Below are 25,169 nucleotides of genomic sequence, written 5' to 3'. Positions count from 1 at the left end.
TATGTGATTTGTCAGTAGCGGGCTTTTTTCTTTTTTGACAGGGGAGTTTTATGTCAAATAAAATATACATTACTACATTGTTTATGTATATTTTATTTGACAGTATTAATAAAGAATAGTTGCCTATTCATAAGATACAACATTGGCACAATTTTTGCTTATATTACATTAAAGGAAGGGGGAAGTAAATTCAAGCAATAAGTATGATGTATCATTAGTAGTAAAAAAGTGACTTAGCATTATATCACTAAATTTACTAGTATTAATAGGGAGCTGTTTAATAAAGACAGATTGAACAATTCATTTTTAAAAAGTCTGAATTTTCTATCTATTAAAAAGGGGGCAACAGCATGGTGAAATACTCGAAATTTTATAAATTGATGCTGGGCGTTGGACTTGTTACTGTATCATGTAATGGATTGCAAGTTCAAGCAGAGACAAAAGAAAAATATACGAAGAATACATTACAAATGGAGCCGATAGGGTCAAGGCAATCTCCTGATGAGTTGGCACACTCTTCGAACATACAAGAAAGTACTTCATTTACAAAACGGTTAAAGTTAGCAGACCTATCGCAGCGTCCACCAATGCCAAAAGAGAATACTAAACAGCTAGTTGAAGAAAGAAAATATTCGATGGCTGAATTGAATCAATTAAGCAACAAACAATTAGCCGATCTTCTTGTGACAATTAAATGGAATCAAATTCCGGAATTATTTCAGTTTAATAATGATAGTTTGAAATTCTATCAAGATGATAGCCGTATGCAAGCACTCATTGATAAACTAGCAGAACAAGGTCAAACGTATACGAAAGATGATTCAAAAGGAGTTGAGACATTAGTAGAAGTTATACGCTCGGGTTTTTATTTAGGCTTTTATCATCAAGAATTAAGTAAACTAAGTGAGCGTAGCTATCATGACAAATGTTTACCAGCGTTAAAAACAATTGCGAAGAACCCGAATTTTAAACTTGGTACATCAGAACAAAATAAAGTAATTTCGTCGTATGGAATGTTAATTGGAGGCGCGTCGGCTGATGTTGAAATAATTCAATATGCTGCTGGAATTCTTAAACAATATAATGATAATCTTTCTACGTTTATTGAAGATCGGACAAAAGGTGATGCTATATATAACTTGATGAAAGAAATTGATTATGATGTTCAGTCGTATATGTATACTACGGACAAAGAACCAAAAGATACGATGTGGTATAAGAACATCGATAGCTTTATTAATGAAGTAAGTCGTTTTGCACTAATTGGTACGGTAACGGATAAAAATGGATGGTTAATTAATAATGGCATTTACTATGCTAGCCGATTTGGCAAGTTTCATAGTACACCAACAAAAGGACAGCAAGTTGTTACAGAAGCGATGCGTATTTATCCATATTTAGGACAGCAATATTTTGTTGCGGCAGAACAAATCACTACAAATTATGGCGGAGTAGATGCAAACGGAAAGACAATAAATTTGGATAAAATTAGAGAAGATGGCAAGCAAAAATATTTGCCGAAAACGTATACATTTGATGACGGGGCAATTGTCTTTAAAGCGGGAGATAAGGTTACTGAAGAGAAAATTAAACGTTTGTATTGGGCAGCAAAAGAAGTGAAAGCACAATTTTATCGTACAGTTGGTAGTGATAAGCCACTTGAAAGTGGACATGCTGATGATGTGTTAACAATGGTGATTTACAATAGTCCGGATGAATATCAATTTAATCGTCAATTGTACGGCTATGAAACAAATAATGGTGGAATTTACATTGAAGGAATCGGAACTTTCTTTACATATGAACGTACACCGCAGCAGAGTATTTATAGTTTAGAAGAATTGTTCCGTCATGAATTTACACACTATTTGCAAGGAAGATATGAAGTGCCTGGGTTATGGGGACAAGGAGAACTATATCAAAATGAACGCTTGACTTGGTTTGAAGAAGGAAATGCGGAATTCTTTGCAGGTTCAACTCGAGTAGATAGTGTTGTACCGCGAAAAAGTATAATTGGTGGATTATCCAATGATCCAGCTAAGCGATACACAGCTGAGCAAACATTAAATGCAAAATATGGAGCGTGGGATTTTTATAACTATTCGTTTGCATTGCAATCTTATATGTATAATAACCGTCCTGATATGTTCGATAAAGTACATGATTTAATTCGTGCAAATGATGTCCCAGGTTACGATGCGTATCGCTCTGCATTAAGTAAAGACAATAAATTAAATGAAGATTACCAATCTTATATGCAAATGCTTATTAATAATCGTGATAAGTATACAATTCCGCAAGTATCAGATGATTATTTAGCAGGGCATAAACTGAAAGCGCTTTCGGAAGTTGCGGCGGATATCACAAATGAAGCAAAGTTAAAAAATGTGAAGGTAACAAAGAATAAATCACAATTCTTTAATACATTTACACTACAAGGAACATATACAGGAAGTACGTCAAAAGGAGAAAATGAAGACTGGAAAGCGATGAATCAAGCAACGAATGAGATGCTTAAACATCTTTCGCAAAAAGAGTGGAGCGGATATAAAACATTAACTGCTTATTTCGTAAATTACCGTGTCAATGCAGCTGGGCAATTTGAATATGATATTGTGTTTAACGGAGTGAACACTGAGGAGGATACTAGTGTAGAAAAAGAACCAAATAATTCATTCGATACAGCTAACCCTCTATCTCTGAACACGTTATTACGAGGTAGCCTAAATAATCAAGATCAAATTGATCGCTTTGTAATTGATATAAGGGAAGCGAAGGATTTACAGATTACCGTTACGAATGAGCAAAATCTTGGATTGAATTGGGTATTATATCACGAGTCAGATTTGAATAACTATGTTACTTATGCAACAAAGTACGAAGGAAATAAATTGCTGGGAAGCTATTATGCGAATCCGGGGAAATATTATTTAAGTGTATATAAATATGGCAGTGGAACAGGGAATTATACAATAGAAGTAAAATAATAGAAAGTGGCTGTTTCGAAAGCCTCTTGTTAATTATATAACCACCTGCTGCTAATTTTTTCATAACACAGTACTTGGAAATGATATGTTATTAGCCTTTTGTGGATTTAAAATAAAGTCATGATCTTTAAAACAAAGTCGCGACGTTTGTAAGGAAGTCACACTGTTTTGAAAAAAGTTAAACTGTTTATAAAAAAAATGAAATTCCTTATCTTAAGAAGGGATTTCGTTTTTTTTATTATACTAACGGGACCAACTGTTACTTACTAATTTAGACATTAAATATCTATTTCACAAGTAAAGCTCCGAGGCCACCTTCAATGATTCAATCGTTACCATCCTTTCAGCCTTGGGGAGCTCTCTGATACACTCCTAACCATCTACTCTCCTCTTCATCGCAAATAAAATCATGGCAAATTACAGTTGTTTAAGTTATTATAACGGATTATAAAAAAATACATGCTATTTTGTCAATACATTTTTAATCACGCTATTTACGGACAGTAAGACTCACTTCTTACGACAAAGAAGTTAAATTAGGAATCAACTGCTCGTAAAAGCCTGATTCATGAGGGAGAAAACTCTCAACGATTAAAGTTTCACTCTATTATGTTTTCCTTGTAACTCTACGATTAAAAGGCGAAACACTTTTTTATAAGGTTTCATTTCATGCTGATTATGCTACAAGATAGAAATTAGAGTTCGCTATTTACTCTTAAGCTCGATTATGGGTAACTACTCACCTAGATTTGCTACGATGATGAAGTGTTTTTATAATAATCGGGTAATGGTGTTTATTTCTAATCTAGTTATTATTTTCTAATTAATTTATATATAATAATTTTCTGAAAAAAATAATTGTATTTTTCAGACAGATAAATTATTATAAAATAAGTAATTTTGTAATTTTATGACGAAGGGAAGATAGGGTTAATTTTCTGACTATTGCGAATGGTTAATAGGAAATGGAAAATGATTTTAGGGCAGCTTTTAAAAGAGAGAAAAAAGTGACGCTTGCTTCATCATTTTGATACCTAATAGAAATTGTAGTATAGTGTTCAGCTTGGGATTTAATAGCGCAAGAGGGGGAAATAAAGTGGAAAACAAAGAACTAAAGAGGGGTTTAGAAGCGCGTCATATTCAAATGATTGCTTTAGGCGGTACAATTGGTGTTGGTTTATTTATGGGTTCAGCAAGTACGATTAAATGGACAGGTCCGTCGGTAATGCTTGCTTATGCAATCGCAGGAATTTTTATATTTTTCATTATGCGTGCGATGGGAGAAATGTTGTATGTAGAGCCAGGTACAGGTTCATTTGCGACATTTGGCCATAAGTATATACACCCATTAGCAGGGTATATGACGGCATGGAGTAACTGGTTCCAGTGGGTGATTGTTGGAATGTCAGAAATTATAGCGGTTGGGGCATACATGCAGTACTGGTTCCCGGATCTGCCTGCTTGGGTGCCAGGTATCATCACAATGGTGATTCTTGGTGCGGCGAATTTAATTTCTGTTAAATCATTTGGTGAATTTGAATTTTGGTTTGCGATGATTAAAATCGTTACCATTGTGTTAATGATTATTGCGGGGGTTGGACTTATTTTCTTCGGATTTGGTAACGGAGGGAATGCAATCGGTTTATCTAATCTTTGGGAAAATGGCGGCTTCTTTACAGGTGGCTGGTCAGGGTTCTTCTTTGCTCTATCACTAGTTGTTGGGGCTTATCAAGGTGTCGAATTAATTGGGATTACAGCTGGCGAAGCAAAAGATCCGAGAAAAACGTTAACTAAAGCGATTCAAAGTACGATTTGGCGTATTTTAATTTTCTATATTGGGGCAATTTTTGTTATTGTAACTGTTTACCCTTGGGATCAACTAAGCTCAATTGGTAGCCCGTTTGTGGCAACTTTTGCGAAAGTTGGGATTACAGCAGCTGCTGGGCTGATTAACTTTGTCGTAATCACAGCTGCAATGTCTGGCTGTAACAGTGGTATTTACAGTGCAGGACGTATGCTTTATACACTAGGAATGAATGGACAAGCACCAAAATACTTTGCAAAAGTCTCCCGTAATGGTGTGCCTTTATTTGGTACGATTGGCGTGTTAATTGGCTTAGCGATTGGCGTTATTTTAAGTTATATTGCACCAAAAAACTTATTCGTGTATGTATACAGTGCAAGTGTACTTCCTGGTATGATTCCGTGGTTTGTCATTCTGATTAGTCAAATCCGATTCAGAAAAGCAAAAGGAGCTGAAATGGACAATCATCCGTTCAAAATGCCATTTGCGCCTGTTACAAACTATGTAACGATTGCCTTTTTAATCATGGTGCTAATCGGTATGTGGTTCAACGAAGACACACGAATCTCACTTATTGTAGGAGTTATTTTCCTGGCTATCGTTGTCATTAGCTTTTATGCTTTTGGAATAGGTAAGCGTGTTCCAGTAGAGGTTCAAACAGAAAATGAAGTGGCTAACCGATAATTTACTTTGTTTGGTTAACGTTTTTCTAATTGGACAATAATACGAAGAATTTTTGATGAGGTATCAAGACAACCGAATGTTTCATAGTGCTAATAAAAAGCAAACAACCGATGAGAAAGACTCAGTAGGTTGTTTGNCTTTTTTTGTATTGTTCTTTTTATTTTTTTAGTGGTAGCAATAACTTAGAAACACTATTTTTCACTCGTAAAGTGGATGAGTAAAAAGTTGTGAAAGTGGATGGTCCTTTTGAAATAAATATCCCTTATTATAAAAGAGAAGGGTAGTATGCTTTAAGTATCTTGATTATGCTCTCATCCAAAAAGTATAAAGTTTTTAAGTCGAACGATTAGATTTTCTGTTCAAATAGACTGGTTTTAGAGAGGAGAAAGCCAATGAAATTTGCAATTTCATTAGTTATTATTATTGTAATTGTATCACTTTTGGGAACGATGTTAGTTGCAAGAAACATGGAGGAAAATTACGGTCAGTCTACGAAGCAGAATGTGACGAACTTGTCTGTTATTTATATCGTCCTTTTATTAAGTCTTCTTATAGGAGTTACGTGGTATGCGGTTGCTGTCTTGTAGTCTTTGTACTTTAGATAAGTAGGTGGCCTAAATGAAATGGAATGTTTATTTTTTAACACTATTCTTTTTTATAAGGATATAGAGACATCACCTTTTAATGTAAAGAAGCTCCATTCCTCAAATATGTGAATGTACAATAGGAGTGGGAATTCAATTCGTATATCTATTTAGTTACTACTATTCACATTGTAGAATGAGTGAATATCTTCATAGTTGGGAATGAATAGGGCAAACTATGCTAAATTCAAACAGCGAAATACTTAGTATATAACAAACAGAGATTAACACCTTAATTTTATTTTAATCAATAAAAAGTCTGCTGATAAGAGGGAGGGAATTAGATGGAATGGAGACCCAATCGTGCAGATAAAACGTCAGTCTACAAACAAATTGCTGACTATATAGAACAGGGGATTTCTTCAGGAGAATTTTCTTCAGATAGTATGTTACCTTCGGAACGTACTTTAGCAAAAGAGTTGCAAGTGAACCGCAGTACGGTAGTAGCGGCATATGAGGAACTGAAATCACTTGGGGTAGTAGAGAGAATAAAAGGAAGTGGAACGCGTGTAAACACAGATATATGGGGGATATCGCGTAAACGTACGCCAAATTGGGGGAGATATGTAGAAGATGGTTCATTCCTCCCGAATCTACCGCTAGTTCAACAAATTCGAACAGAAACTCAGAAGGATGATTTGATTAATTTAGCAAGTGGTGAGTTGTCACGGGATTTGTTTCCTGCTGACCAGTTTCGCAGGATTCTCTCAGAACAAATATTTATGGAGAATCTAGGATATGATCATCCACAAGGAAATGAAAAGTTAAGGGAAACGATTTCTTCACATGTAGATAAATATAAAAATATCGATGTTGATCCACGCTCTATTTTAATTACATCAGGGGCGCAGCAGGCACTTAATCTTATTGTGCAGTGCTTGCTTAAGCCAGGAGATGCCATTGCTATTGAGAATCCATCGTATTGTTTTTCGCTTCCGATGTTTAAATCTGCCGGGTTAAAAATATACCATTTACCTGTGGATCAACATGGCATGAATCCGGATGATTTGATAGATTTACACAGAAAGCACCGAATTCGCATGGTATTTCTAAATCCGGATTATCAAAATCCAACCGGAACGGTCCTTTCATTGTCTCGTCGCAAAAAGATTTTGGGATTGTCATCTGAATTTGGTATACCAATTGTGGAAGATGATCCTTATAGCTTAACTTCTTTCAATGGAGAAGTAAATCCAACCTTAAAGTCTATGGATACGAATGGAAATGTTCTATATATTAGTTCATTATCGAAAATCGTAGCATCTGGATTGCGAATTGGGTGGGTGATTGGTCCACCTCAGGTCATTGAGCGTTTAGCAGATGCAAAGCAGCAAGTAGATTTTGGACATAGTGTCTTTCCTCAATGGATAGCGAATCAATTCTTAGAATCAGAAAATTTTCATGCGCATATTTCTATGCTTCGTAAACAACTGAAACAGAGAAAGGATCAATTAATCACAAGTCTTGGGGAACTTTTAGGGAATCAGGTTGAGTTTCATGTTCCAGAAGGCGGTATCCATTTGTGGTGTCAAGTGCAGGGTTCAATTGATGAATATCATTTATTAGGAAGAGCGATACAAAATGGTGTAGCTTTTGTTCCAGGGAGTGTATTAGGTTCGAAAAAAGAATATGTACGTTTTACTTTTGGAAGAGCGAACACAGATCTTATTCATGTAGGGATTAAAAGATTTGTAGAGACTCTAAATAGTATTCGACGATAATAGGAATCATGTAATAATAAGAATTTAGAATGTAGTGGAGATGATAAAATATGACGACCTGGTTTATAGTTATGTTAGTTCTTTTCGGTGGTCTTAAAATAGTAGTGTCCAGTCTTCCAACCTCTGTTGTGGAGTCTTTTGTCAGTAGATTTGAATTGCATCCACAACTTAATGGTGAGGCTGTTACTGTAACAATTGATGGAAACCGATTAGCAGATGAAGATAAACTTCAAATTATTGATTACTTTAACGAAGCAATATTTTTAGAGAAATATTATTTTCCACCAGAGGGCAGTGAGACTCCATTGATCATTGATACGAAGAGAGGAAAAAACGATGTTAGGTTTTGGGTTTATAGTTACAACGATCATGTTGATGTAGTCAAACAGTACAAGAGGAAAGTAGTCGCGTATAGTCTGCGTTCCAAAAGCCTTCAAAACCATTCTATGTTAGTAATGGGAGAGGTAGTTTAACAGATTTTTAAAGGGACGGTCTAAAACCCATTACAAAGACAAATCATAGAGAGAAGGAGCAATTGGAATGAGTTGCTCCTTTTTGGAATGCAACAATATTTAGTATAACGAAATTATTCGTATCTTAAACCATTAGAAATACGTTCAATAGATTCCCAATCTTTTACGATAATTTGTTTGTTTTCTTTGCGAATGACATTCGTTATACTTAATTTTTCGATAATGCGATTTAGATGTCGAGTTGTAGTACCGATAAGTGAAGCGATCTCGTGATGATCTGTTGTACGGATTTCTCTCCCGAATAGTTTAGAGGTATTTCGTATTGTGCATAAGTAACTTGCAAATCGTGTTTCCACTGAAGCTAACAAATTAATACGTGAGGCAGTCGTACATGTTTGTAGTTTGTAAGTCACATGGTGTAAAAGTTCTTGTGAAAAAGCAATGTCATGTAAAAGTACATTATTAACATAGTGTTTATTGATAAAAATAAAATCGGTTTTTTCTTCAGCGCTTACATGCGATTGTATATTTACATTTTGAATGAGTTCAATATCACCCATAATGGAAACGGCAGAACAAAATCGAAGTAATAATGCTTTTCCTGTAATTACACTCGTCGTAATTTTTGTACGTCCAGATATTTGAATGTATAGACCGTCAATAGCTTCTCCTTCGTGTAACACAATCTCTTTTACATCATATCGTCGAATTTGAAATGGGTGATGAAGATGTGTAAAAAGTTTCTGTATATGTTCATTTGCTAAGTAAGTTGATAGTAGCAAGTCGTCTTCAATTTTTTTCATGATTTTCCTCCTTTTTCGGACATCTGTCCTGTTCATTATAAAAGAAATTTTTTACATTAAAAAGAAAGGAGTGATGTATATGAAATTTATTTTTGATATTGATGGTACAATTTGTTTTAAAGGAAATCCATTAACGGAAGGTATAATTCAAGCATTAGATACTTGTCATGCTAGAGGACATGAAATCATATTTGCATCTGCTAGACCAATAAGAGATTTATTACCTGTAATACCAAGGCATATGCATCACTATTCAATGATTGGTGGAAATGGGGCATTTGTTGTAAAAGAAGGAAAAGTCATTGAGGTTACACCATTTGATAAATCAACAATGAAGTCTATTCGTTCATTAATAGAGGAGCATCACCTTGCTTATTTGATCGATAGTCAATGGGATTATGCTTATACTGGAAGTGAAAATCATCCAATTTATCGCAACATAGATCCTGATAAATTAGCTACTAATGTATCGATTGATTGCATCGATGAAATGGTGAAAGTTGTGTTGTTCCCTGATGGGAATGAAGAAAAATTAGTGGAAGTGTTAAATGAACTACCTGTGCAAATGTATGCACATCATCAAGAGGACATAATTGATATAAGTCCATTAGGGATTGATAAATGGAAAGGATTACAAAAGTTAGGAGTAGAAGAAGGATCATTCATCGCTTTCGGTAACGACGCAAATGATGTACCAATGTTTTTGCATGCGAAAGAGGGAGTTTGTATTGGTGATCATAAAATGTTGCGCTCCGTTGCATCTATGAGCCTACAGAGTAATGAGCAATGTATTATAGAAAAAATTATTAAGTTATCAGACATAGAATCTAGGAATATATGGGACTTAATGAGAAACCTTTAAAGCAAATTAGAAGTTGGTTTCTAATTTGCTTTTTCTTTATATAGTAACTTTGTTTTTATTAATCTACAACTACTACTTAGTATTGTAGCCACCGATAAATCTTCCACATAAAAAACATGAAAATCATATATCCAAAGAAAGAATAATAATGATGCCAGTTTTCATTGTGAGTAAACAATCCTAAGCTTTCAGCAAATTGTTCGGATATACTTGCACAAATGCCGATTAGCATAATAAATAGAATTCTTGAGAATGTAGATAAAGCTTTGGCAATATGTAAAAAGAAAGCAGTAAAGGTTGGCAATATAAATAATGTAAAAGCGATATTGACCGAAAACATATTTGGAAATGGTCTGACTGGAAAGGCATACATTTGTTTACTAACAAATAGATAGTCTAAATATGTTCCAATGAAACAGGAGAAAATGATGGCGACTATAAATGCTAGGTGATTACTCTTCTGTTTCTTCTTCTCTGAGAAGGATATTTTTTTTCGTAAGAATTGCAAGTTCAATTTTTTCCATCGTTTTACAATAGTCATCCTCAATCTTCCCATTTGTATTTTCTCCTTTATCAATGAAATAGTCTACGATACGCCAGTCTTCAAACCAGTCTCCTTTTTCTGCCTCTTCATGTTTCAAATCTTTCCATGCGTATATTAATTGAGGGCTGTATAAACGATTTGCATCTTTTCTGAGGTGACATTTTTTTATTCTACGTTTATAAAATTCACGAGAAAATGACTCATTTACATCAGAAAACAAATGAGGCCAGTAGTCTTTCCGTGAAGCAGTATGCGAATGATCGTGAGCCCAATTTATTACTTTGGATAACGTATGTTCGTTGCGAAACAATAAAGAGTATAATCGTTTGCCTAGTAGAATTCGTTCATGTAAGGAGGTAAAGTGTTTCATTGTATCACCAAATAACAATGTTTTTTGTTTGGTCTCATCTTCATAGTATGGAAAAAGGATATGATTAAAACGGAAGAAGTCAAAGAGTTTAAATCCAATACTATTTAGTACGGTCTTTTTAAAGTGATCATTTTGAATGACTCTTTTTTCTAAATAGCTTTGTTCATTAATAATCGTTGCTATAGCTAATGTATAGTGATTGCCCGTTTTCCAAAAATGGTTCCACATCGTTTCCATAAACGTTGAGACATTGAGATGGGGTAGGAGGTAAAAGAGAGTTTTAGATCTTTTAAGGCTTTGTTCATATAGTAAAAATTGTGGATACACATCTTGGAAGATTAACCAGTTTCCCCGTTCTAAAAAAGAGTAGTAGGTAAGTTGGTCTTTTTCTGATAACAATCTTGTATATAAATCCCCTTTTAAATCTGTCATATTCCAACCGCCATTACGTGATACCATATGTCCAAGTAGAGCCCAGTGTATTTCAGGATGCTGAAGGTAAAACTGATAATAAGCACGTGTTCTCGTCACGTTATTTTTGTTCAGTTGTTTTGTTTGTTCTGTAATGTTATAAATAAGCATTTTCTCTTCTATTGTTAATGCAGCCTTTTTAAAGGAAGCGGTACTACTTTTGCTTTTTTTCTTTAGTTCATTTTTTACATCTAAAAGAGAAAGCGGGATCGCTTTGGAAGACCCGTTCCATTTTCTTTTTCGATTGTTTTCATACATTTTATTTCCTCCTGTTAACATGAATTTCAACAAATAGTTTAATAGAACGGTTACCATCATTTTATTACACATATTCTGAATAAATGTGGACTGTTTTTGGGGGACATAAACAGTGTAATATTTTTTACTATAAGCACGATAAGTCTTTTGTACTATTTCATCTTCATACGAATGAGGGATTCAATAAACGTGGAACTCGATTATATTAACAGATAGGAGCATAAAAAATATAAGGAGAGAAAAGCATGAAGAATTGGGTTCAAATTAGAATTGCACGCCCGACAGCTAAATTTGAAGAAGTTATCGCATTTTATGAAGAAGGATTATGCTTAAAACGGATAGGGGAGTTTCATAATCATGAAGGTTATGATGGAGTTATGTTTGGATTACCTGATGTAGAATATCATTTAGAGTTTACAAGGCATATCAACGTCAGTCCATGTCCAGCTCCAACAAAAGATAACTTACTGGTGTTTTATATGACTCATAAAGCTGAGATTGAAAAAGTAACTAACAGGTTACATGCGATGGGTTATGATGAAGTTGAACCAGAAAATCCATACTGGAAAGAAAAAGGTATTACAATAGAAGATCCTGACGGGTGGAGAATTGTACTCATGCATATAGAGAAATAAAAGTAGTATATTTATAAAAAAGAGGTCGTTTGTTCTAGTTTCCCGTTAAAAATTTAAATATAAAAAGAGTCTATTTTGATGATACTGTCTTCAAAATAGACTCTTATATTTTTGTTAAGTTTTATATATTTATAAATTCGCACTAATGTGGTCTTTCTTTTTCCTCTCTAAAGTATTTAAAAACATTTGAAATGCTTTAAATGATTGCTGGAATATTGGACTTTGGATAAAAGTGTATAAGAATGTTACGATGAAAACGGGACCTCCTAGAATGTATCCAATTACAAGCACAATACTCTCCACAATGATTCTAGCACGACTTACAGATAATCCAGTTTTATCCGAAATGGCAAGCATAAATCCATCCCGCGGTCCTGCACCAATTCCGGCGGCGACATACATGCCACCTCCAATGCCTGTAATTATGATTCCAGCAAGTAAAATAAGAAGATTTATCCATAAATACTGAGTAGCATGAGGAAGGATATTCAATCTCAAGAAAAAATCCATAATAGGACCGATTAGCAGTGCATTTAAGAATGTCCCTACGTTTATGTATTTTGGATCTACTACTAAAGAAACCAGAACGAGAAATAAACCGCATATAACACTCCATGTGCCGATTGTCCATCCGAATCGCTGAAAGAGTGCCATATTCAGAACTTCCCATGGATGCAGACCAAGGAATTTAACTTTTACCGCAATGGCGTTTCCGAGTCCAAAGAAAGTTAACCCTAAGAAAAAAAGAAAATACCGAAAGAGTGTGAGTCCCATCTTTAATCCCCCTAATATTATATATAATTACGTATATTACATGTGGAAATTTAATTATACAAATATTTCTTCTTTTTAATGAAAATGAATAATTTTAGTTTTTATGTGTGTGTAGTAATCAAAAGGTGAAACTACTTTTAATATAGGGGTTGTTATCAGTGAACAGACGAGTACTATTGATAATATACTTATTTCAAGCTATTTGTTAGTTTGTATATTATGTAAATATCATTCATTAGTAAAATGAATATTTTTGATTTTATAAATAGGGATAATGTATTGGTTTGTACTTACAGTAAAAAAATCTATATAAGATCTGTTACTATTTTAAGAGGAAAGTATATATTTTTATATCTTCAAACAAGGGAGAACATACGCTTTTTAATGGGGGCGAAATACTAAAAGTAATGAAAAAACGACATGGTTACAGTCAAAAACTTTAAAAAATTTCACCATGAGGATTATAATAAAGAGAGGTTCATGAAAAAGGAGTGAAATAATTTGAAACAAGAGCTTATAGAAAGATTTACAAGATATGTGAAGGTAGATACACAATCGAATGAAGAAAGTCATACAGTACCATCAACACCGGGGCAAATTGAGTTTGGAAAATTACTAGTTGAAGAATTAAAGAAAATTGGTTTGACAGAAGTAACGATGGATGAAAATGGATATGTCATGGCAACGCTTCCTGCCAATACGGAAAAGGATGTTCCTGTAATTGGTTTTTTAGCTCATTTAGATACAGCAACTGATTTTACAGGAAAGAATGTGAAACCGCAAATTCATGAGGATTTTGATGGGAAGGCAATTACATTAAATCAGGAATTGAATGTTGTTTTAACACCAGAGCAGTTTCCAGAACTGCCATCATATAAAGGGCATACCCTGATTACGACGGATGGAACAACACTTCTTGGTGCAGATGATAAAGCAGGCCTTACAGAAATTATGACGGCTATGAATTATTTATTACATAACCCACAAATTAAACATGGAAAGATTAGAGTGGCATTTACGCCTGATGAAGAAATCGGTCGGGGACCATCTCACTTTGATGTGAAAGCTTTTGGAGCATCTTTTGCTTATACAATGGACGGAGGTCCGCTTGGAGGATTGGAGTATGAGAGCTTCAATGCTGCAAGTGCAAAACTTACTTTTAAAGGAAATAATACGCATCCTGGAACAGCAAAAAATAAAATGCTAAATGCAAGTAAGTTAGCGATGGAGTTTCATGCGAAGTTACCAGTAGAAGAGGCACCTGAATATACAGAGGGGTATGAAGGTTTCTATCATCTTATTTCTATAAATGGTGATGTTGAGAAAAATAAAGTTCATTACATTATTCGAGATTTTGATCGTGATAACTTCGAGACTCGTAAAAATGCAATCACGAATATTACGAAACAGATGAAAGAAAAATATGGTGAAGAAAATATCATTCTTGAGATGAATGATCAGTATTACAATATGCTTGAGAAAATTGAACCGGTCAGGGAAATTGTTGATATTGCGTATGAAGCGATGAAAACTCTAGATATTGAACCAAATATTCAACCAATCCGCGGGGGGACCGATGGCTCTCAATTATCATATATGGGCTTGCCGACGCCAAACATTTTTACTGGTGGGGAAAACTATCACGGTAAATTTGAATACGTTTCTGTAGATAATATGGAAAAAGCTGTTCAGGTTATTATAGAAATAGCACGATTATTTGAAGAGCAGGCATAAAAAAATCCAGGTAGTGAAAAAAGACTATCTGAATTTCTTTTTAATTGCTCAATGATATACTTACTTGTAATTGCATTTGGCATTCTCACGTTAGTAGATATCAGTAGGGAATATAATTCCTGGTTTCACTTTATAATATGAACAATAGATGGGTTTTATTTATTGAAATGAACCTATCTATTGTTGTGCTGAAGAATTTAATACAGAACTCGCCATAAATAAAAGGTCGCATAGGATTCCCAATTCTTCCATGCTGAAGCATACTCTCTTATTTCTTTTTTTGTTGGTTTATGATCTGATCCTGTTAAAAGTTTGATCACATTATGTAGGCCAACATCATCAATTGGAAAAGCGGAAGGGAATCTTAGACAACGCATTAAAATATAATTTGCTGTCCATGGTCCAATACCACGTATGTCGGTTAATGTTTTCTCAGCATCTTTTAGGTTGCTTTTTATGAACGATTCTTTACTTAAGTTGCCTTGTGTAATGAGTTTTGCGACACCAATAAGATATTCACATTTCCTCGTAGTCATTTTTAATTCTGTTAGATCTTTTACTGTTAGATTTGCGATGACCTCTGGTGATGGGAATATCCAATATTTCTGTCCATTCCATTCGATATGTTCGCCGAAGGATTCAACAAATCGTCTTTTTAACGTATATGCAAATGTGAGATTAATTTGTTGACCAAGAATACCCCAACATAGTGCCTCAAATAAATCAGGGATTCCCATATTACGGAGTCCGTAATATTCGTTGATTGGTGTAGACAGAAGTACATCGTCTTTTGCTAAATCGTAAAATGGAGTTAGATCCGTATCTAAATCAAACCATTCTCTTACATATCTCGCTACTGTAGCGCGAACCCATTTCTCAGGTGGCGTCTCACCACCTAAAAAGCGAACATGGATGTTCCCCTCATCATTTACACTTGTCTCGATTAATGGGTTTTCTCCCTCAATCGGAATGACTCTATAAATTTTATTATTTTCAATGTGAAACATACATTCATTTTTGGAACGTGAAAGATAGTGTGAATTTTGTTTAAAGCTAAATTCTTTCGGAACAATTAATGTTATGCTGTCATTTTCATCTTTCCACGCTGTATATGGAAGCTCAGGACAACAATTTTTACAAGGCTGATAACCAGTTTGTTCCGCTTCTTTTCTAGATTTAAATTTTCGATTGTTTCTTGGAGACTGTTTTTGTTCGCACCAAGGGAAGCAGTAGTTTTTCGTTGTTTTGTTACCTATAAAATAAGGAGCATCCCATTCAAGAGGAATTGTAACATTCTTCATTTTCAACCACCTACAGTAATATTTTTTCTAATGTTAACAATTCTTTTTTCATTGCTAAACCACCTCTAAAACCAGATAATTTCCCATTCTTCCCAATCACACGATGGCAAGGGATTGTAATTAATAGAGGATTGGCTCCAATCGCGGTACCAACAGCACGTGCTGATTTTGGTTTTTGAATAAGCTGTGCAATATCTGAGTAGGAATAGGTTTTTCCATAAGGAATTTCACGTAATGTATTCCAAACAGTTAATTGGAAAGGCGTTCCGTGAACGTCAATAGGACATGTAAATACTTCACGTTGTTTTTTTAGATACTCTACTAGTTCTTGAACATACGGTTCTAGCTTTAAGGGTTCTTGAACGAAAGTATGTTTCGGAAAACGTTTTTTCGTCCAAGTGGCTAATTCTTCAAAAGCTTGATGTTGAGATCCTACAAAGCATAATCCTGTTGATGTTGCGGCAATATACATATGCCAATTTTCATGAACAAATAGCGTCCAATATATAATTTGGTTTGTTTTAGCTTCCATGTTATTATACCTCGTTTATAGGATTCATTTTTCGATATTCAGTAGGGGTATATCCCGTTTTCTTTTTAAATAATGTTGCAAAATGTGCAGTGTTGGGTATACCCACAGTAAAACCAATTTCCATAATTGTTAGATTTGTATCCGCAAGATAGTGCATAGCTTTAGCAACCCTTATTTGTTGTATATATTCTAGTGGAGTGATACCTTTCATTCGCTTAAAAGTACGCTGTAAATGATAAGGACTGCCATGACACATATCTGCAAGTATTTCGAGAGTTAATGCTTCACGATAATGTTTATTGATATACGCTGTAATTTGTGTTACCCAGTCTTCATCAGGTAACTTGATTCCATTTGGCTTACAACGTTTACACGGACGAAACCTTTCGGATAATGCTTGTTTTGCATTGAGGAAAATTCGCACATTATTTTTGTTTGGTGTTCTAGATTTACATGATGGTCGGCAAAAAATACCAGTTGTCTTTACAGCGTAAAAAAATTTGTCATCATAAGAAGAATCGTTGTGTATAATGGCTTGCCAATGTTCATCCGTCAAATTATTTACACTTGTTTCTAATTGTAATTTCTCATTTTGCATATGGATCACCTCCGAAATTAGTATACCCTGAACGAAGTACACATGTACGCATTTACGAATGTAAGAGCAAGATTACAAAGGTGAAAAAATGATAGTCTCTTTATTTTGTGTTAGCATGTAAGCAGAAAATAAAAATATGAGGCGAGTATTAATGCTATGACATCAAGAGGGGGAACAAAAAGTGAAATTTATTTCGTGGAATGTAAATGGTTTACGAGCAGTTATTGCAAAAGGTGGTTTTATAGAATACTTAGAGGAAGCGGATGCGAAAATCAATCGTGAAGTAATGGGGTCAGATCATTGTCCTGTTGAATTACATATGGAATTTTAGAAAAAATAAAAAAGCAGTATCTATCTTGGATGAAGGATAGATACTGTTTTTTTATTTGTTTTGTTAAAATTTTTCAAATCATTCTTGAAATAATTCATTTATAACTATATACTTAATAACGATAATCATTATCAATAGATAGGAAAAAGATAATTTATTATTAGGGGAAGTGAAATAAATGAGTTTTAATTTTAAATAGATGTATTGTAAGGGGATACATGGAAAGAGTATTTCACTAAAATACTATATTTAAAGATTGCAAATTTGGAGAGGAGTATTTATAGACATGAATAAGAAATTATTTACACTAGGAATGGTCACAGTATTAAGCGTAGGTCTTGCAGCATGTAACAGTGCAGATAAAAGTTCAGGAGAACAAAAACAAGAATCAAAAGCAACTGAAACGAAAAAAGATGAGAAACGAAAGATTACATATCTAGGAAAAGAATATACAGTACCCGCGAAAGTAACGAACATTGTAACTGCTAGTTTAGAATCAATGGAGGATGCGGCGGTACTTGGTATTAAACCAGTAGGAGCAATTACTATAGGTGGAAAATTACCAGCGAACGTTGCGAAAGATTTAGAAGGTGCAAAATCTATCGGAGAGAAAATGCAACCGAATTTTGAAACATTACTTCAATTAAAACCAGATGTCATTACATCTAGTACGAAATTCCCACCAGAGGCCAGTGAAAAGTTTACGAAGGTAGCTCCAACGTTCCCAATATCACATGTTTCAACAGATTGGGAAGATAATTTAAAGCTGATGGGAGAACTTTCTGGTAAAAAAGATAAAGCAGAAAAAATTATTAAAGATTATAAAGCTGATGCTGCAAAAGCAAAAGAAAAGATTGGAGATAAGTTAAAAGATAAAAAGGTGCTTGTAATAAGACTAAGAGCGAATAACTTATACCTTTATCCAGAAGGAGTATACTTCAATCCTGTAATTTATAAAGATTTAGGATTAACTGTTCCAGAACAAATTAAAGCTGTAAAAGCACAAGAAAAAATTTCTTTAGAAAAACTGGCTGAAGTCAATCCAGATTATGTATTCTTGCAATATGAGGCAAGCGAAAATGATAAACCAAAAGTGTTAGAAGAATTAGAAAGTAATCCAATTTGGCAAAGTATGAATGCCGTAAAAGATAAAAAAGTATTTGTAAATACTGTTGATCCAATCGCGCAAGGTGGTACTGCTTGGAGTAAAACAGCATTTTTAAAAGAAGTAGTGAAAAATTTATCTAAATAAGTAAGGTGCGTTGAATGATATGCGGAAAATAAATGCAGTACCAATGATAATTTTATGCTTAGCGCCCATATTTATTTTATTTACAGTTATGCTATCTATTTTATATGGGGCAAAAAATATCGATTTTGAAACAGCTTGGAATGCACTGTTTCATTTTGATTCAGGAAATGTAAATCATAATATTATTATTACTTCTCGTTTACCAAGGGTAGTTGCAGCTCTTTTAGTTGGAGCTTTTCTAGCCATATCAGGAGCACTTATGCAGGGGATGACAAGAAACTATCTTGCATCCCCTTCTATTATGGGTGTGACGGATGGCTCAGCTTTTGTGATTACGATGTGTATGGTATTTCTTCCAGGAATGTCTTCAGTAAATATGATTTTATGTTCTATGCTTGGCTCGGCATTAGGGGCAGGAATTGTTTTTGGTTTTGGTTCACTGCTTCGGAATGGATTATCACCAGTTCGATTGGCGATTATAGGAACTGTTATAGGGACGTTTTTAAGTAGTATTTCTGCAGCTATTGCTTCCTATTTTCAAGTTTCGCAAAATATTAGTTTTTGGTATAACATAAGATTAGATCAAGTGGATTCGAATGTACTTAAGTTAACAATTCCTTTCGGTATAGTTGGCATTATTTTATCCCTTCTAATTTCAAAATCTATTACGATTCTTTCGTTAGGAGAAGAGGTTTCTATTAATTTAGGACAGCGTACAAAGCTTGTAAAAGCTACTGCAATTCTATCCGTTGTGTTTTTAACAGGTACTGCGGTTGCTTTAGTCGGGAAAATTGGTTTTGTAGGACTCATTATTCCTCATATTACTCGCTTTTTAATCGGGGTAGATTATAAATGGATTGTACCTTGTGCCGGTGTAATTGGTGGTATTTTTCTAGCTTTATGTGATGTGTTAAGTAGATTTGTAAATTATCCATTTGAAACGCCAATAGGGGTCGTTACCTCGTTAATTGGAATTCCTTTCTTCCTTTATTTAATTAGAACAAGAGGAGGGGAGAAGCATGCTTAGAGATGCACTGTCGCGTTATGTAATGACAATGAGTATTATCATACTTTTAATTTTGAGTGCAATTTATATTAGTTTAACGAATGGTACGTTTGATATTACGATTACAGATGTATTTCGAACGCTATTTCGAATTGATCCTGTACCTGAACATGATTTAGTTATATTTGATTTCAGGCTTCCGAGAATCGTAATCGCAGGATTAGTAGGATTAGGTCTTGGGATTGCAGGTGCTGTTATTCAAGGGGTTACAAGAAATGGTTTAGCTGATCCTGGCATTTTAGGGATTAATGCGGGAGCGGGTACTGCAATTGTGATCTTTATGTTTTTCTTCCAAGGACAAATGAAAAGCACAGATTGGATTTCTATTATGATGATGCCGTTGTTTGGTCTAGTGGGCGGGCTAGGTGCTGCTATATTAATTTATATGTTTTCTTGGCGAAATGGAAAATTAGATTCACAGCGTCTTTTGTTAACGGGGATTGCGATAGGTTCAGGCTTCGGAGCATTTTCTATGTATTTATCATTGAAGATGAAAGCAACTGACTTTGAAATGGCAGCTGTGTGGGTTTCGGGAAGTATATATAATGCAAACTGGAAGTATATTATTGCTATGTTGCCATGGCTCATTATCTTAATTCCAATTATCAAAAGAAAAGCGTATTTACTTGACTTATTTCAATTGGAAGAGACGAGTATAACAAGTTTAGGAGTTTCAGTAGAAAGAGAAAAGTCGATTTTATTATTAAGTAGTATTGGGTTAGTGAGTGCATGTGTTTCTATTTCAGGGAGCATCGGATTTATTGGTCTAATGGCACCACATATTGCGAAACGTCTGGTCGGCATTCATCATAATCATGTAATTCCTGTATGCGGTGCAATTGGAATGTTACTCGTGATTGCTTCGGACTTTATTGCAAAAACTGTTTTTGTACCAGCTGAATTACCAGTTGGGATTGTAATTTCGATTGTTGGTGTACCATATTTCCTATATTTGTTATACAAAGCAAAGGCGTAAGAGGAGTGATAGAAAGTGAAGGTTCTAAGCGCTGAGAATTTAGAAACGAGTTATGAAAAATTTACGGTGTTTCGTGATTTAAATGTAGAAATACAAGAAGGAAAAGTAACGACAATTATTGGACCAAATGGATGCGGGAAATCTACATTGTTAAAAACAATGGGCCGAATTTTAAAACAAAAAAGTGGTAAGGTATATTTACAAGGACAAGATTTACATACAATTCCTACAAAACAAATTGCGAAGCAGCTAGCATTACTTCCGCAAAACCCAATTGCTCCGGGAGAGCTTAAGGTAGAAGAATTGATTTCTTATGGACGCTATCCACATCGAAACAATGTAAATAAATTATCATCTAAAGATAAAGAAATTATTGAATGGGCGATGGATATTACAAAAACGACTGCTTTTCGCAAACGCCAAATTGCAAATTTATCCGGTGGACAAAGACAAAAAGTATGGTTAGCGATGGCATTAGCACAAGAAACGGAAGTTCTATTATTAGATGAACCGACTACATATCTTGATATGTCTCATCAATTAGAAGTATTGCAAATTGTTGAACGATTAAATAGGGAGCATAATTGTACGGTAGTTATGGTACTGCATGATATTAATCATGCAGCAAGATTTTCTGATGAAATTATTGCAATGAAGGAGGGGCAAATTGTTACAATAGGAAACCCAATAGAAATTATTACGAATGAAGTGCTGAAAAATGTATTTCATATTGATGCACGCGTCATGATAGACCCGTATAATGGGGCTCCTGTATGTTTCGGTTATGATAGTGTGTTCCAAGAAGAAAATACTGAAATATATGTAACTAGCTAAAATGATAAAAGGAGGGGAGAATTACATGAATACTAGTATTGAAAAAACGGATGTTACTATTTCGAATATAGAGCAATGGAAGATGTATTCGAGACTAGGGAATCGTGAGTATCAAATTTATATTTCGAAGCCAAAGCAACCTGCTCCAGACTCTGGATATCCCGTGATTTATGTATTAGATGGAAATGCATTTTTTCAAACGTTTCAAGAAGCTATGAACATTCAATCGGTAAGAGTAGAAAAAACAGGGGTTGCGCCATCAATTATTGTTGGTGTTGGTTATCCAATCGAAGGAGTTTTTGCGGCTTCTGAAAGGTGCTACGATTTTACCCCTTCTTCGCCTTCGGTGGATGCACCGCCGAAACCTGATGGGAAACCATGGCCTAAGTCAGGAGGAGCAAGTGAGTTTTTAGCATTTATTCAAGATGAATTGAAGCTGCAAATTGAAAAGAATTTTGAGATTGATAAAGAAAAACAAACAATATTTGGACATTCGCTTGGTGGATTATTCGCTTTACATGTATTGTTTACAAATACAAACGCCTTTCAAAATTATTTCATCAGTAGCCCATCGATTTGGTGGAATAATAAGTCTGTTCTTGAAAAGGAAGCAACGTTTATAAATGAACTGAGTAGAGCGAGTTCTGAAGTCGGAGTCTTTCTGACAGTGGGAGCATTAGAAAGAGATCATATGGTTCAAGATGCAAATGCATTATCTGAGCGTTTAATGAACTTGCAACATAATAAGTTTCGATTTGCATTTTATGAAGCTGAGGGAGAGAATCATGCATCAGTAGTGCCAACTGTTTTAAGTAAGGCACTGCGCTTTGTAAGCAATTTATTCTAATCGTTGTTTTTTTAGTAGAAGTGAATTTGTGTGGGAATTGCTTTCGTAGTTGAGTTTTGTCCTATAAGTAACGAATAAATAGAGGATATAGGTTGTTATTTGATTCTTATATAGGGTATCACCATATGTAAGTTTAATGCTATAATTGGTATACTCATGGGGGCATTGTTCCCTATGGATGGGGATAAACTTTAAGAAGGTGATAAAATGGATTATAATGAAAAAACAGAGGTTACTACCCATAGATCGGATAAAGAAAAAGAACAAATCATGAATAGGTTAAAGAGAATTGAAGGGCAAGTACGTGGTATCCAGAATATGATTGAAAATGATCGCTATTGTGTTGATATTTTAGTGCAGATTTCAGCTATTAATGCTGCAATGAAGAAGGTTGGTATGGGGATACTTAAAAATCATACAAATCATTGTGTTTCTAATGCTATTAAAGATGGTAATGGAGACGAAGCAATTGGAGAATTAATGAAAGTGTTTGAACGATTCTCAAAAGCGTGATAGAACAAGCTAGTATTGGATCTAGCTTGTTTTTTATTTTTTCATGGAAAAGTTTTTTATCTGTGTTGATACTTTTATGCACAGTGTTATTTCTAAATTTAATTTTAGTAAATGTACCTGGAAATGTTGTTTATCCATGGGTAGTTCCAATGTTATTTAGCTCACATGAAGGGGTAGGAAGGGCTTTTATTAATTATCCAATTAGGATTATAAGTTTGACGAGTCTTTTTATGATGGAGTTAATTTCATTAATTAGAGAGCATAAACGAAGAATATAACATTTTAAACATAAAAAATAGCCTTCTCATAAGCGAGAAGGCTATTTTTTATTATTTTACTGCTTCTTTTAGTTCTTTACCAGCTTTAAATGCAGGTACTTTTGAAGCTGCGATTTGCATTTCTTCACCTGTTTGTGGGTTACGGCCTGTACGAGCAGCTCTTTCACGAACTTCAAATGTACCGAATCCGATAAGTTGTACTTTTTCACCAGCTGCTAAAGTATTTGTGATTGATTCTACTACAGATTGTACAACTACAGTAGCTTCTTTTTGAGAAATTTCAGCTGTTTGTGCTACATTTTTAATTAATTCTGTTTTATTCATATCTTCACCTCATATGTAAATAATGCTATTTAAGTTGTTATTATAACGTATAAAAGAGAAGAGAACAAGTGTACTATAGGTTTTCTCTTAAATTCTTTTTGTTAAGCAGTTATAGATTCTTTCTTTAATTCCGTTGTTTTGCTATTAGACTGCTCTCGTTTGTTATAAGCCAAGAAGTAAGGGAGCGCTACAAATAGCATACCGCCGACTAAGTTTCCAAAGAAGACAACAATGAAATTTGGTAAGTATTCCATCCAAGTTAGATGCCCTGCAAAGATGGCGGCTGGAATAACAAACATATTGGCAACAACGTGTTGAAAGCCAATTGCAACAAAGGTCATAACTGGGAACCAAATGCCAATTACTTTTCCAGTGAATTCTTTGCTACCCATACTGAGCCAAACTGCTAAGCAAACAAGCCAGTTACATCCAATAGCAGAGACAAATGCTTGTATGGGTGTGTCATGTAGTTTTGCTTGAGCGATAGATACAGTTTTGGCTAAAAATTGCCCTTCTGTTAATCCGACGATGTGGCCGAAAAAATAGGCCACAAATACAGCGCCAATAAAATTGCTAATCGTAACAATTGTTAAGTTCTTTAATACTTTAAAGAAAGAGATTTTTTTTGAAAACCAAGCGATTGGTACGGTCATCATATTACCGGTCACTAGTTCGCCACCGGCAAGAATAACTAGAATTAAGCCAATAGGGAAAACAGCAGCTCCTAGAAAACTAGTAAAGGATCCCCAAGATTTTGGCATTGTTCCAATGACGTGAATATCGAGTAAATAACCTAGTGCTATGAAAGCCCCGCCAAAAAAACCTAAAATTAACATAGGTAGTAGCGGCAAAAGTGCCTTTTTTTGACCTGAACTTGCGGCCAATTCAGTAATTTCTTGTGGTGCATAGACAGACATGAATAACCCCTCCATATTTTGATAAATGACTCTATTTCCATTAATGAGTTTTTCTGCCTTATTAATGGTTAAATTGATAAATTCGGGGGAACGAGTAAGGTCCCTCGATTAAGCGTTTTCTTTTCTCAGAACATGAAGATGAGATTTTTTCAGAATGAAAACAAAAAACACCAAAAATGCTACTCATCTTGGTAATTAAAAGTAAAAATTACTTAAAGTTGTTCTGTAGAATTTTTCATCAACAATGAAATATGAATAAAAAGTATATACATTGCATATCATGTTGACAAAATTATGTTACATAATTTGAATAATTTTGTCAATTCGTGGTAAAAGCAGGAGGATAGAAGTTAGGATATTCTATGAAAAATGATAGACATATAGTTTTAACGTTTCAATTCATCAGTTAGGAAGTGATTGATGATGAATAAACCGTGGATCGCTAATAAACCGATCGGTAATAAACCAATAGATAAAATTTTTTCTAAGCATAAAATAAGCACTGAGCTGAAGATGGAAAAAAATGCCTCCTCATGGATTGGAATAGAAGAAAATTCATTTTCAGAGAGTGGAGAGGAAAAAAATGCCTCCTCATGGATTGGAATAGAAGAAAATTCATTTTCAGAGAGTGGAGTA

General features: G+C 34.4%; 23 protein-coding genes and 2 pseudogenes. 16 read left to right on the top strand and 9 right to left on the bottom strand.

What is annotated here, in order from left to right; translation table 11 throughout:
- The first annotated feature begins 350 nt into the window (after positions 1-350).
- From BPMYX0001_RS26745 to BPMYX0001_RS26725, 5 genes are all read left to right on the top strand, one after another.
- Complete coding sequence (locus BPMYX0001_RS26745) at positions 351-2,987, top strand: collagenase ColA (RefSeq protein ID WP_006097314.1); 2,637 nt, start codon at positions 351-353, stop codon at positions 2,985-2,987.
- A 1,096-nt stretch (positions 2,988-4,083) separates the two neighbouring features.
- The gene (locus tag BPMYX0001_RS26740) at positions 4,084-5,475 is read left to right on the top strand and encodes an amino acid permease (protein WP_018782218.1); all 1,392 of its coding nucleotides are present in this window, start codon (positions 4,084-4,086) and stop codon (positions 5,473-5,475) included.
- Between the two features lie 392 nt (positions 5,476-5,867).
- Complete coding sequence (locus BPMYX0001_RS26735) at positions 5,868-6,062, top strand: hypothetical protein (RefSeq protein WP_006097313.1); 195 nt, start codon at positions 5,868-5,870, stop codon at positions 6,060-6,062.
- Between the two features lie 341 nt (positions 6,063-6,403).
- On the top strand, positions 6,404-7,840 hold the full coding sequence (pdxR, locus tag BPMYX0001_RS26730) for a MocR-like pyridoxine biosynthesis transcription factor PdxR (RefSeq protein WP_006097312.1): 1,437 nt from the start codon (positions 6,404-6,406) through the stop codon (positions 7,838-7,840).
- A gap of 50 nt (positions 7,841-7,890) precedes the next feature.
- Positions 7,891-8,313, top strand: a complete 423-nt coding sequence (locus BPMYX0001_RS26725; RefSeq protein WP_018765206.1) for a YfmQ family protein — start codon at positions 7,891-7,893, stop codon at positions 8,311-8,313.
- 113 nt (positions 8,314-8,426) lie between these two features.
- On the opposite strand, the gene BPMYX0001_RS26720 is transcribed toward BPMYX0001_RS26725, so the two are convergent.
- Complete coding sequence (locus BPMYX0001_RS26720; RefSeq protein ID WP_018765207.1) at positions 8,427-9,116, bottom strand: Crp/Fnr family transcriptional regulator; 690 nt, start codon at positions 9,114-9,116, stop codon at positions 8,427-8,429.
- Between the two features lie 73 nt (positions 9,117-9,189).
- Here BPMYX0001_RS26720 and BPMYX0001_RS26715 point away from each other — a divergent pair, with 73 nt between their 5' ends.
- Positions 9,190-9,978 carry an HAD-IIB family hydrolase gene (locus tag BPMYX0001_RS26715; RefSeq protein ID WP_003199369.1) on the top strand — a complete coding sequence of 263 codons (789 nt, stop codon included), beginning with the start codon at positions 9,190-9,192 and terminating at the stop codon, positions 9,976-9,978.
- A gap of 76 nt (positions 9,979-10,054) precedes the next feature.
- Here BPMYX0001_RS26715 and BPMYX0001_RS34325 read toward each other — a convergent pair whose 3' ends face one another.
- Together BPMYX0001_RS34325 and BPMYX0001_RS26705 are read right to left on the bottom strand one after the other, a co-directional pair.
- Positions 10,055-10,492 carry a CBO0543 family protein gene (locus tag BPMYX0001_RS34325; RefSeq protein ID WP_078211822.1) on the bottom strand — a complete coding sequence of 146 codons (438 nt, stop codon included), beginning with the start codon at positions 10,490-10,492 and terminating at the stop codon, positions 10,055-10,057.
- Positions 10,431-11,642, bottom strand: coding sequence for a DUF2515 domain-containing protein (locus BPMYX0001_RS26705; protein ID WP_170957105.1), 1,212 nt, complete (start codon positions 11,640-11,642; stop codon positions 10,431-10,433). Before BPMYX0001_RS26705 ends, BPMYX0001_RS34325 begins: the two co-directional genes overlap by 62 nt.
- Positions 11,643-11,866: 224 nt before the next feature.
- On the opposite strand from BPMYX0001_RS26705, the gene BPMYX0001_RS26700 reads away from it, so the two are divergent.
- The gene (locus BPMYX0001_RS26700; protein WP_006097311.1) at positions 11,867-12,256 is read left to right on the top strand and encodes a VOC family protein; all 390 of its coding nucleotides are present in this window, start codon (positions 11,867-11,869) and stop codon (positions 12,254-12,256) included.
- 129 nt (positions 12,257-12,385) lie between these two features.
- Here BPMYX0001_RS26700 and BPMYX0001_RS26695 read toward each other — a convergent pair whose 3' ends face one another.
- The gene (locus BPMYX0001_RS26695; RefSeq protein WP_003199374.1) at positions 12,386-13,030 is read right to left on the bottom strand and encodes a YczE/YyaS/YitT family protein; all 645 of its coding nucleotides are present in this window, start codon (positions 13,028-13,030) and stop codon (positions 12,386-12,388) included.
- Positions 13,031-13,531: 501 nt separating this feature from the next.
- Between BPMYX0001_RS26695 and pepT the strand changes: the two genes are divergently transcribed.
- The gene (gene pepT / locus BPMYX0001_RS26690; protein ID WP_006097310.1) at positions 13,532-14,764 is read left to right on the top strand and encodes a peptidase T; all 1,233 of its coding nucleotides are present in this window, start codon (positions 13,532-13,534) and stop codon (positions 14,762-14,764) included.
- A 197-nt stretch (positions 14,765-14,961) separates the two neighbouring features.
- Here the strand turns inward: pepT and BPMYX0001_RS26685 are convergent, their stop codons facing one another.
- Genes BPMYX0001_RS26685 through BPMYX0001_RS26675 form a run of 3 tightly spaced genes read right to left on the bottom strand, consistent with a single transcriptional unit; the run spans position 14,962 to position 17,195 of the window.
- Complete coding sequence (locus BPMYX0001_RS26685) at positions 14,962-16,065, bottom strand: DNA-3-methyladenine glycosylase 2 (RefSeq protein ID WP_006097309.1); 1,104 nt, start codon at positions 16,063-16,065, stop codon at positions 14,962-14,964.
- A gap of 10 nt (positions 16,066-16,075) precedes the next feature.
- Complete coding sequence (locus BPMYX0001_RS26680) at positions 16,076-16,597, bottom strand: methylated-DNA--[protein]-cysteine S-methyltransferase (RefSeq protein ID WP_006097308.1); 522 nt, start codon at positions 16,595-16,597, stop codon at positions 16,076-16,078.
- A 4-nt stretch (positions 16,598-16,601) separates the two neighbouring features.
- Positions 16,602-17,195 (bottom strand): bifunctional transcriptional activator/DNA repair enzyme AdaA, encoded by a 594-nt coding sequence (locus tag BPMYX0001_RS26675; protein WP_018782211.1) that lies wholly within the window; start codon positions 17,193-17,195, stop codon positions 16,602-16,604.
- 181 nt (positions 17,196-17,376) lie between these two features.
- On the opposite strand from BPMYX0001_RS26675, the pseudogene BPMYX0001_RS34320 reads away from it, so the two are divergent.
- The 7 genes and pseudogenes from BPMYX0001_RS34320 to BPMYX0001_RS26640 form a co-directional block, all read left to right on the top strand.
- Positions 17,377-17,469, top strand: a pseudogene (locus tag BPMYX0001_RS34320) (exonuclease III); the annotation flags it as partial.
- Between the two features lie 343 nt (positions 17,470-17,812).
- The gene (locus BPMYX0001_RS26665) at positions 17,813-18,778 is read left to right on the top strand and encodes an iron-hydroxamate ABC transporter substrate-binding protein (RefSeq protein WP_006097305.1); all 966 of its coding nucleotides are present in this window, start codon (positions 17,813-17,815) and stop codon (positions 18,776-18,778) included.
- Positions 18,779-18,797: 19 nt separating this feature from the next.
- Entirely contained in the window at positions 18,798-19,805 is a 1,008-nt protein-coding gene (locus BPMYX0001_RS26660; protein WP_006097304.1) for a FecCD family ABC transporter permease, read from the top strand.
- A 22-nt stretch (positions 19,806-19,827) separates the two neighbouring features.
- Positions 19,828-20,820, top strand: coding sequence for a FecCD family ABC transporter permease (locus BPMYX0001_RS26655; protein WP_006097303.1), 993 nt, complete (start codon positions 19,828-19,830; stop codon positions 20,818-20,820).
- 15 nt (positions 20,821-20,835) lie between these two features.
- On the top strand, positions 20,836-21,654 hold the full coding sequence (locus BPMYX0001_RS26650) for an ABC transporter ATP-binding protein (RefSeq protein WP_003199311.1): 819 nt from the start codon (positions 20,836-20,838) through the stop codon (positions 21,652-21,654).
- A 25-nt stretch (positions 21,655-21,679) separates the two neighbouring features.
- Positions 21,680-22,501 carry an alpha/beta hydrolase gene (locus BPMYX0001_RS26645; protein WP_018765219.1) on the top strand — a complete coding sequence of 274 codons (822 nt, stop codon included), beginning with the start codon at positions 21,680-21,682 and terminating at the stop codon, positions 22,499-22,501.
- Between the two features lie 207 nt (positions 22,502-22,708).
- Positions 22,709-23,014 carry a metal-sensing transcriptional repressor gene (locus BPMYX0001_RS26640; protein WP_006097301.1) on the top strand — a complete coding sequence of 102 codons (306 nt, stop codon included), beginning with the start codon at positions 22,709-22,711 and terminating at the stop codon, positions 23,012-23,014.
- A gap of 329 nt (positions 23,015-23,343) precedes the next feature.
- Here BPMYX0001_RS26640 and BPMYX0001_RS26630 read toward each other — a convergent pair whose 3' ends face one another.
- The gene (locus tag BPMYX0001_RS26630; RefSeq protein WP_003199316.1) at positions 23,344-23,616 is read right to left on the bottom strand and encodes an HU family DNA-binding protein; all 273 of its coding nucleotides are present in this window, start codon (positions 23,614-23,616) and stop codon (positions 23,344-23,346) included.
- A gap of 101 nt (positions 23,617-23,717) precedes the next feature.
- A complete protein-coding gene (locus BPMYX0001_RS26625) occupies positions 23,718-24,533 on the bottom strand; it encodes a formate/nitrite transporter family protein (RefSeq protein WP_018765220.1) in 816 nt (271 codons plus the stop codon).
- Between the two features lie 423 nt (positions 24,534-24,956).
- Between BPMYX0001_RS26625 and BPMYX0001_RS33415 the strand changes: the two are divergent.
- Positions 24,957-25,169 (top strand): annotated as a pseudogene (locus tag BPMYX0001_RS33415) (BC_2427 family protein); the annotation flags it as partial.

This window comes from Bacillus pseudomycoides DSM 12442 (genome assembly GCF_000161455.1).
In the GTDB taxonomy this organism is placed as follows: domain Bacteria; phylum Bacillota; class Bacilli; order Bacillales; family Bacillaceae_G; genus Bacillus_A; species Bacillus_A pseudomycoides.
This window is presented reverse-complemented; position numbering and strand designations above follow the sequence as displayed.

Excerpts from the sequence above, each read along its gene's own strand:
- BPMYX0001_RS26645 (WP_018765219.1), top strand. The coding sequence starts at position 21,680 with ATGAATACTAGTATTGAAAAAACGGATGTTACTATTTCGAATATAGAG.
- BPMYX0001_RS26720 (WP_018765207.1), bottom strand. The coding sequence starts at position 9,116 with ATGAAAAAAATTGAAGACGACTTGCTACTATCAACTTACTTAGCAAAT.
- BPMYX0001_RS26625 (WP_018765220.1), bottom strand. The coding sequence starts at position 24,533 with ATGTCTGTCTATGCACCACAAGAAATTACTGAATTGGCCGCAAGTTCA.
- BPMYX0001_RS26685 (WP_006097309.1), bottom strand. The coding sequence starts at position 16,065 with ATGAAGAATGTTACAATTCCTCTTGAATGGGATGCTCCTTATTTTATA.
- BPMYX0001_RS26745 (WP_006097314.1), top strand. The coding sequence starts at position 351 with ATGGTGAAATACTCGAAATTTTATAAATTGATGCTGGGCGTTGGACTT.
- BPMYX0001_RS26630 (WP_003199316.1), bottom strand. The coding sequence starts at position 23,616 with ATGAATAAAACAGAATTAATTAAAAATGTAGCACAAACAGCTGAAATT.
- pdxR (WP_006097312.1), top strand. The coding sequence starts at position 6,404 with ATGGAATGGAGACCCAATCGTGCAGATAAAACGTCAGTCTACAAACAA.
- BPMYX0001_RS26665 (WP_006097305.1), top strand. The coding sequence starts at position 17,813 with ATGAATAAGAAATTATTTACACTAGGAATGGTCACAGTATTAAGCGTA.
- BPMYX0001_RS26735 (WP_006097313.1), top strand. The coding sequence starts at position 5,868 with ATGAAATTTGCAATTTCATTAGTTATTATTATTGTAATTGTATCACTT.
- BPMYX0001_RS26715 (WP_003199369.1), top strand. The coding sequence starts at position 9,190 with ATGTATATGAAATTTATTTTTGATATTGATGGTACAATTTGTTTTAAA.
- BPMYX0001_RS26680 (WP_006097308.1), bottom strand. The coding sequence starts at position 16,597 with ATGGAAGCTAAAACAAACCAAATTATATATTGGACGCTATTTGTTCAT.
- BPMYX0001_RS26660 (WP_006097304.1), top strand. The coding sequence starts at position 18,798 with ATGCGGAAAATAAATGCAGTACCAATGATAATTTTATGCTTAGCGCCC.
- BPMYX0001_RS26705 (WP_170957105.1), bottom strand. The coding sequence starts at position 11,642 with ATGTTAACAGGAGGAAATAAAATGTATGAAAACAATCGAAAAAGAAAA.
- BPMYX0001_RS26675 (WP_018782211.1), bottom strand. The coding sequence starts at position 17,195 with ATGCAAAATGAGAAATTACAATTAGAAACAAGTGTAAATAATTTGACG.
- BPMYX0001_RS26695 (WP_003199374.1), bottom strand. The coding sequence starts at position 13,030 with ATGGGACTCACACTCTTTCGGTATTTTCTTTTTTTCTTAGGGTTAACT.
- BPMYX0001_RS26700 (WP_006097311.1), top strand. The coding sequence starts at position 11,867 with ATGAAGAATTGGGTTCAAATTAGAATTGCACGCCCGACAGCTAAATTT.
- BPMYX0001_RS26725 (WP_018765206.1), top strand. The coding sequence starts at position 7,891 with ATGACGACCTGGTTTATAGTTATGTTAGTTCTTTTCGGTGGTCTTAAA.
- BPMYX0001_RS26640 (WP_006097301.1), top strand. The coding sequence starts at position 22,709 with ATGGATTATAATGAAAAAACAGAGGTTACTACCCATAGATCGGATAAA.
- BPMYX0001_RS26655 (WP_006097303.1), top strand. The coding sequence starts at position 19,828 with ATGACAATGAGTATTATCATACTTTTAATTTTGAGTGCAATTTATATT.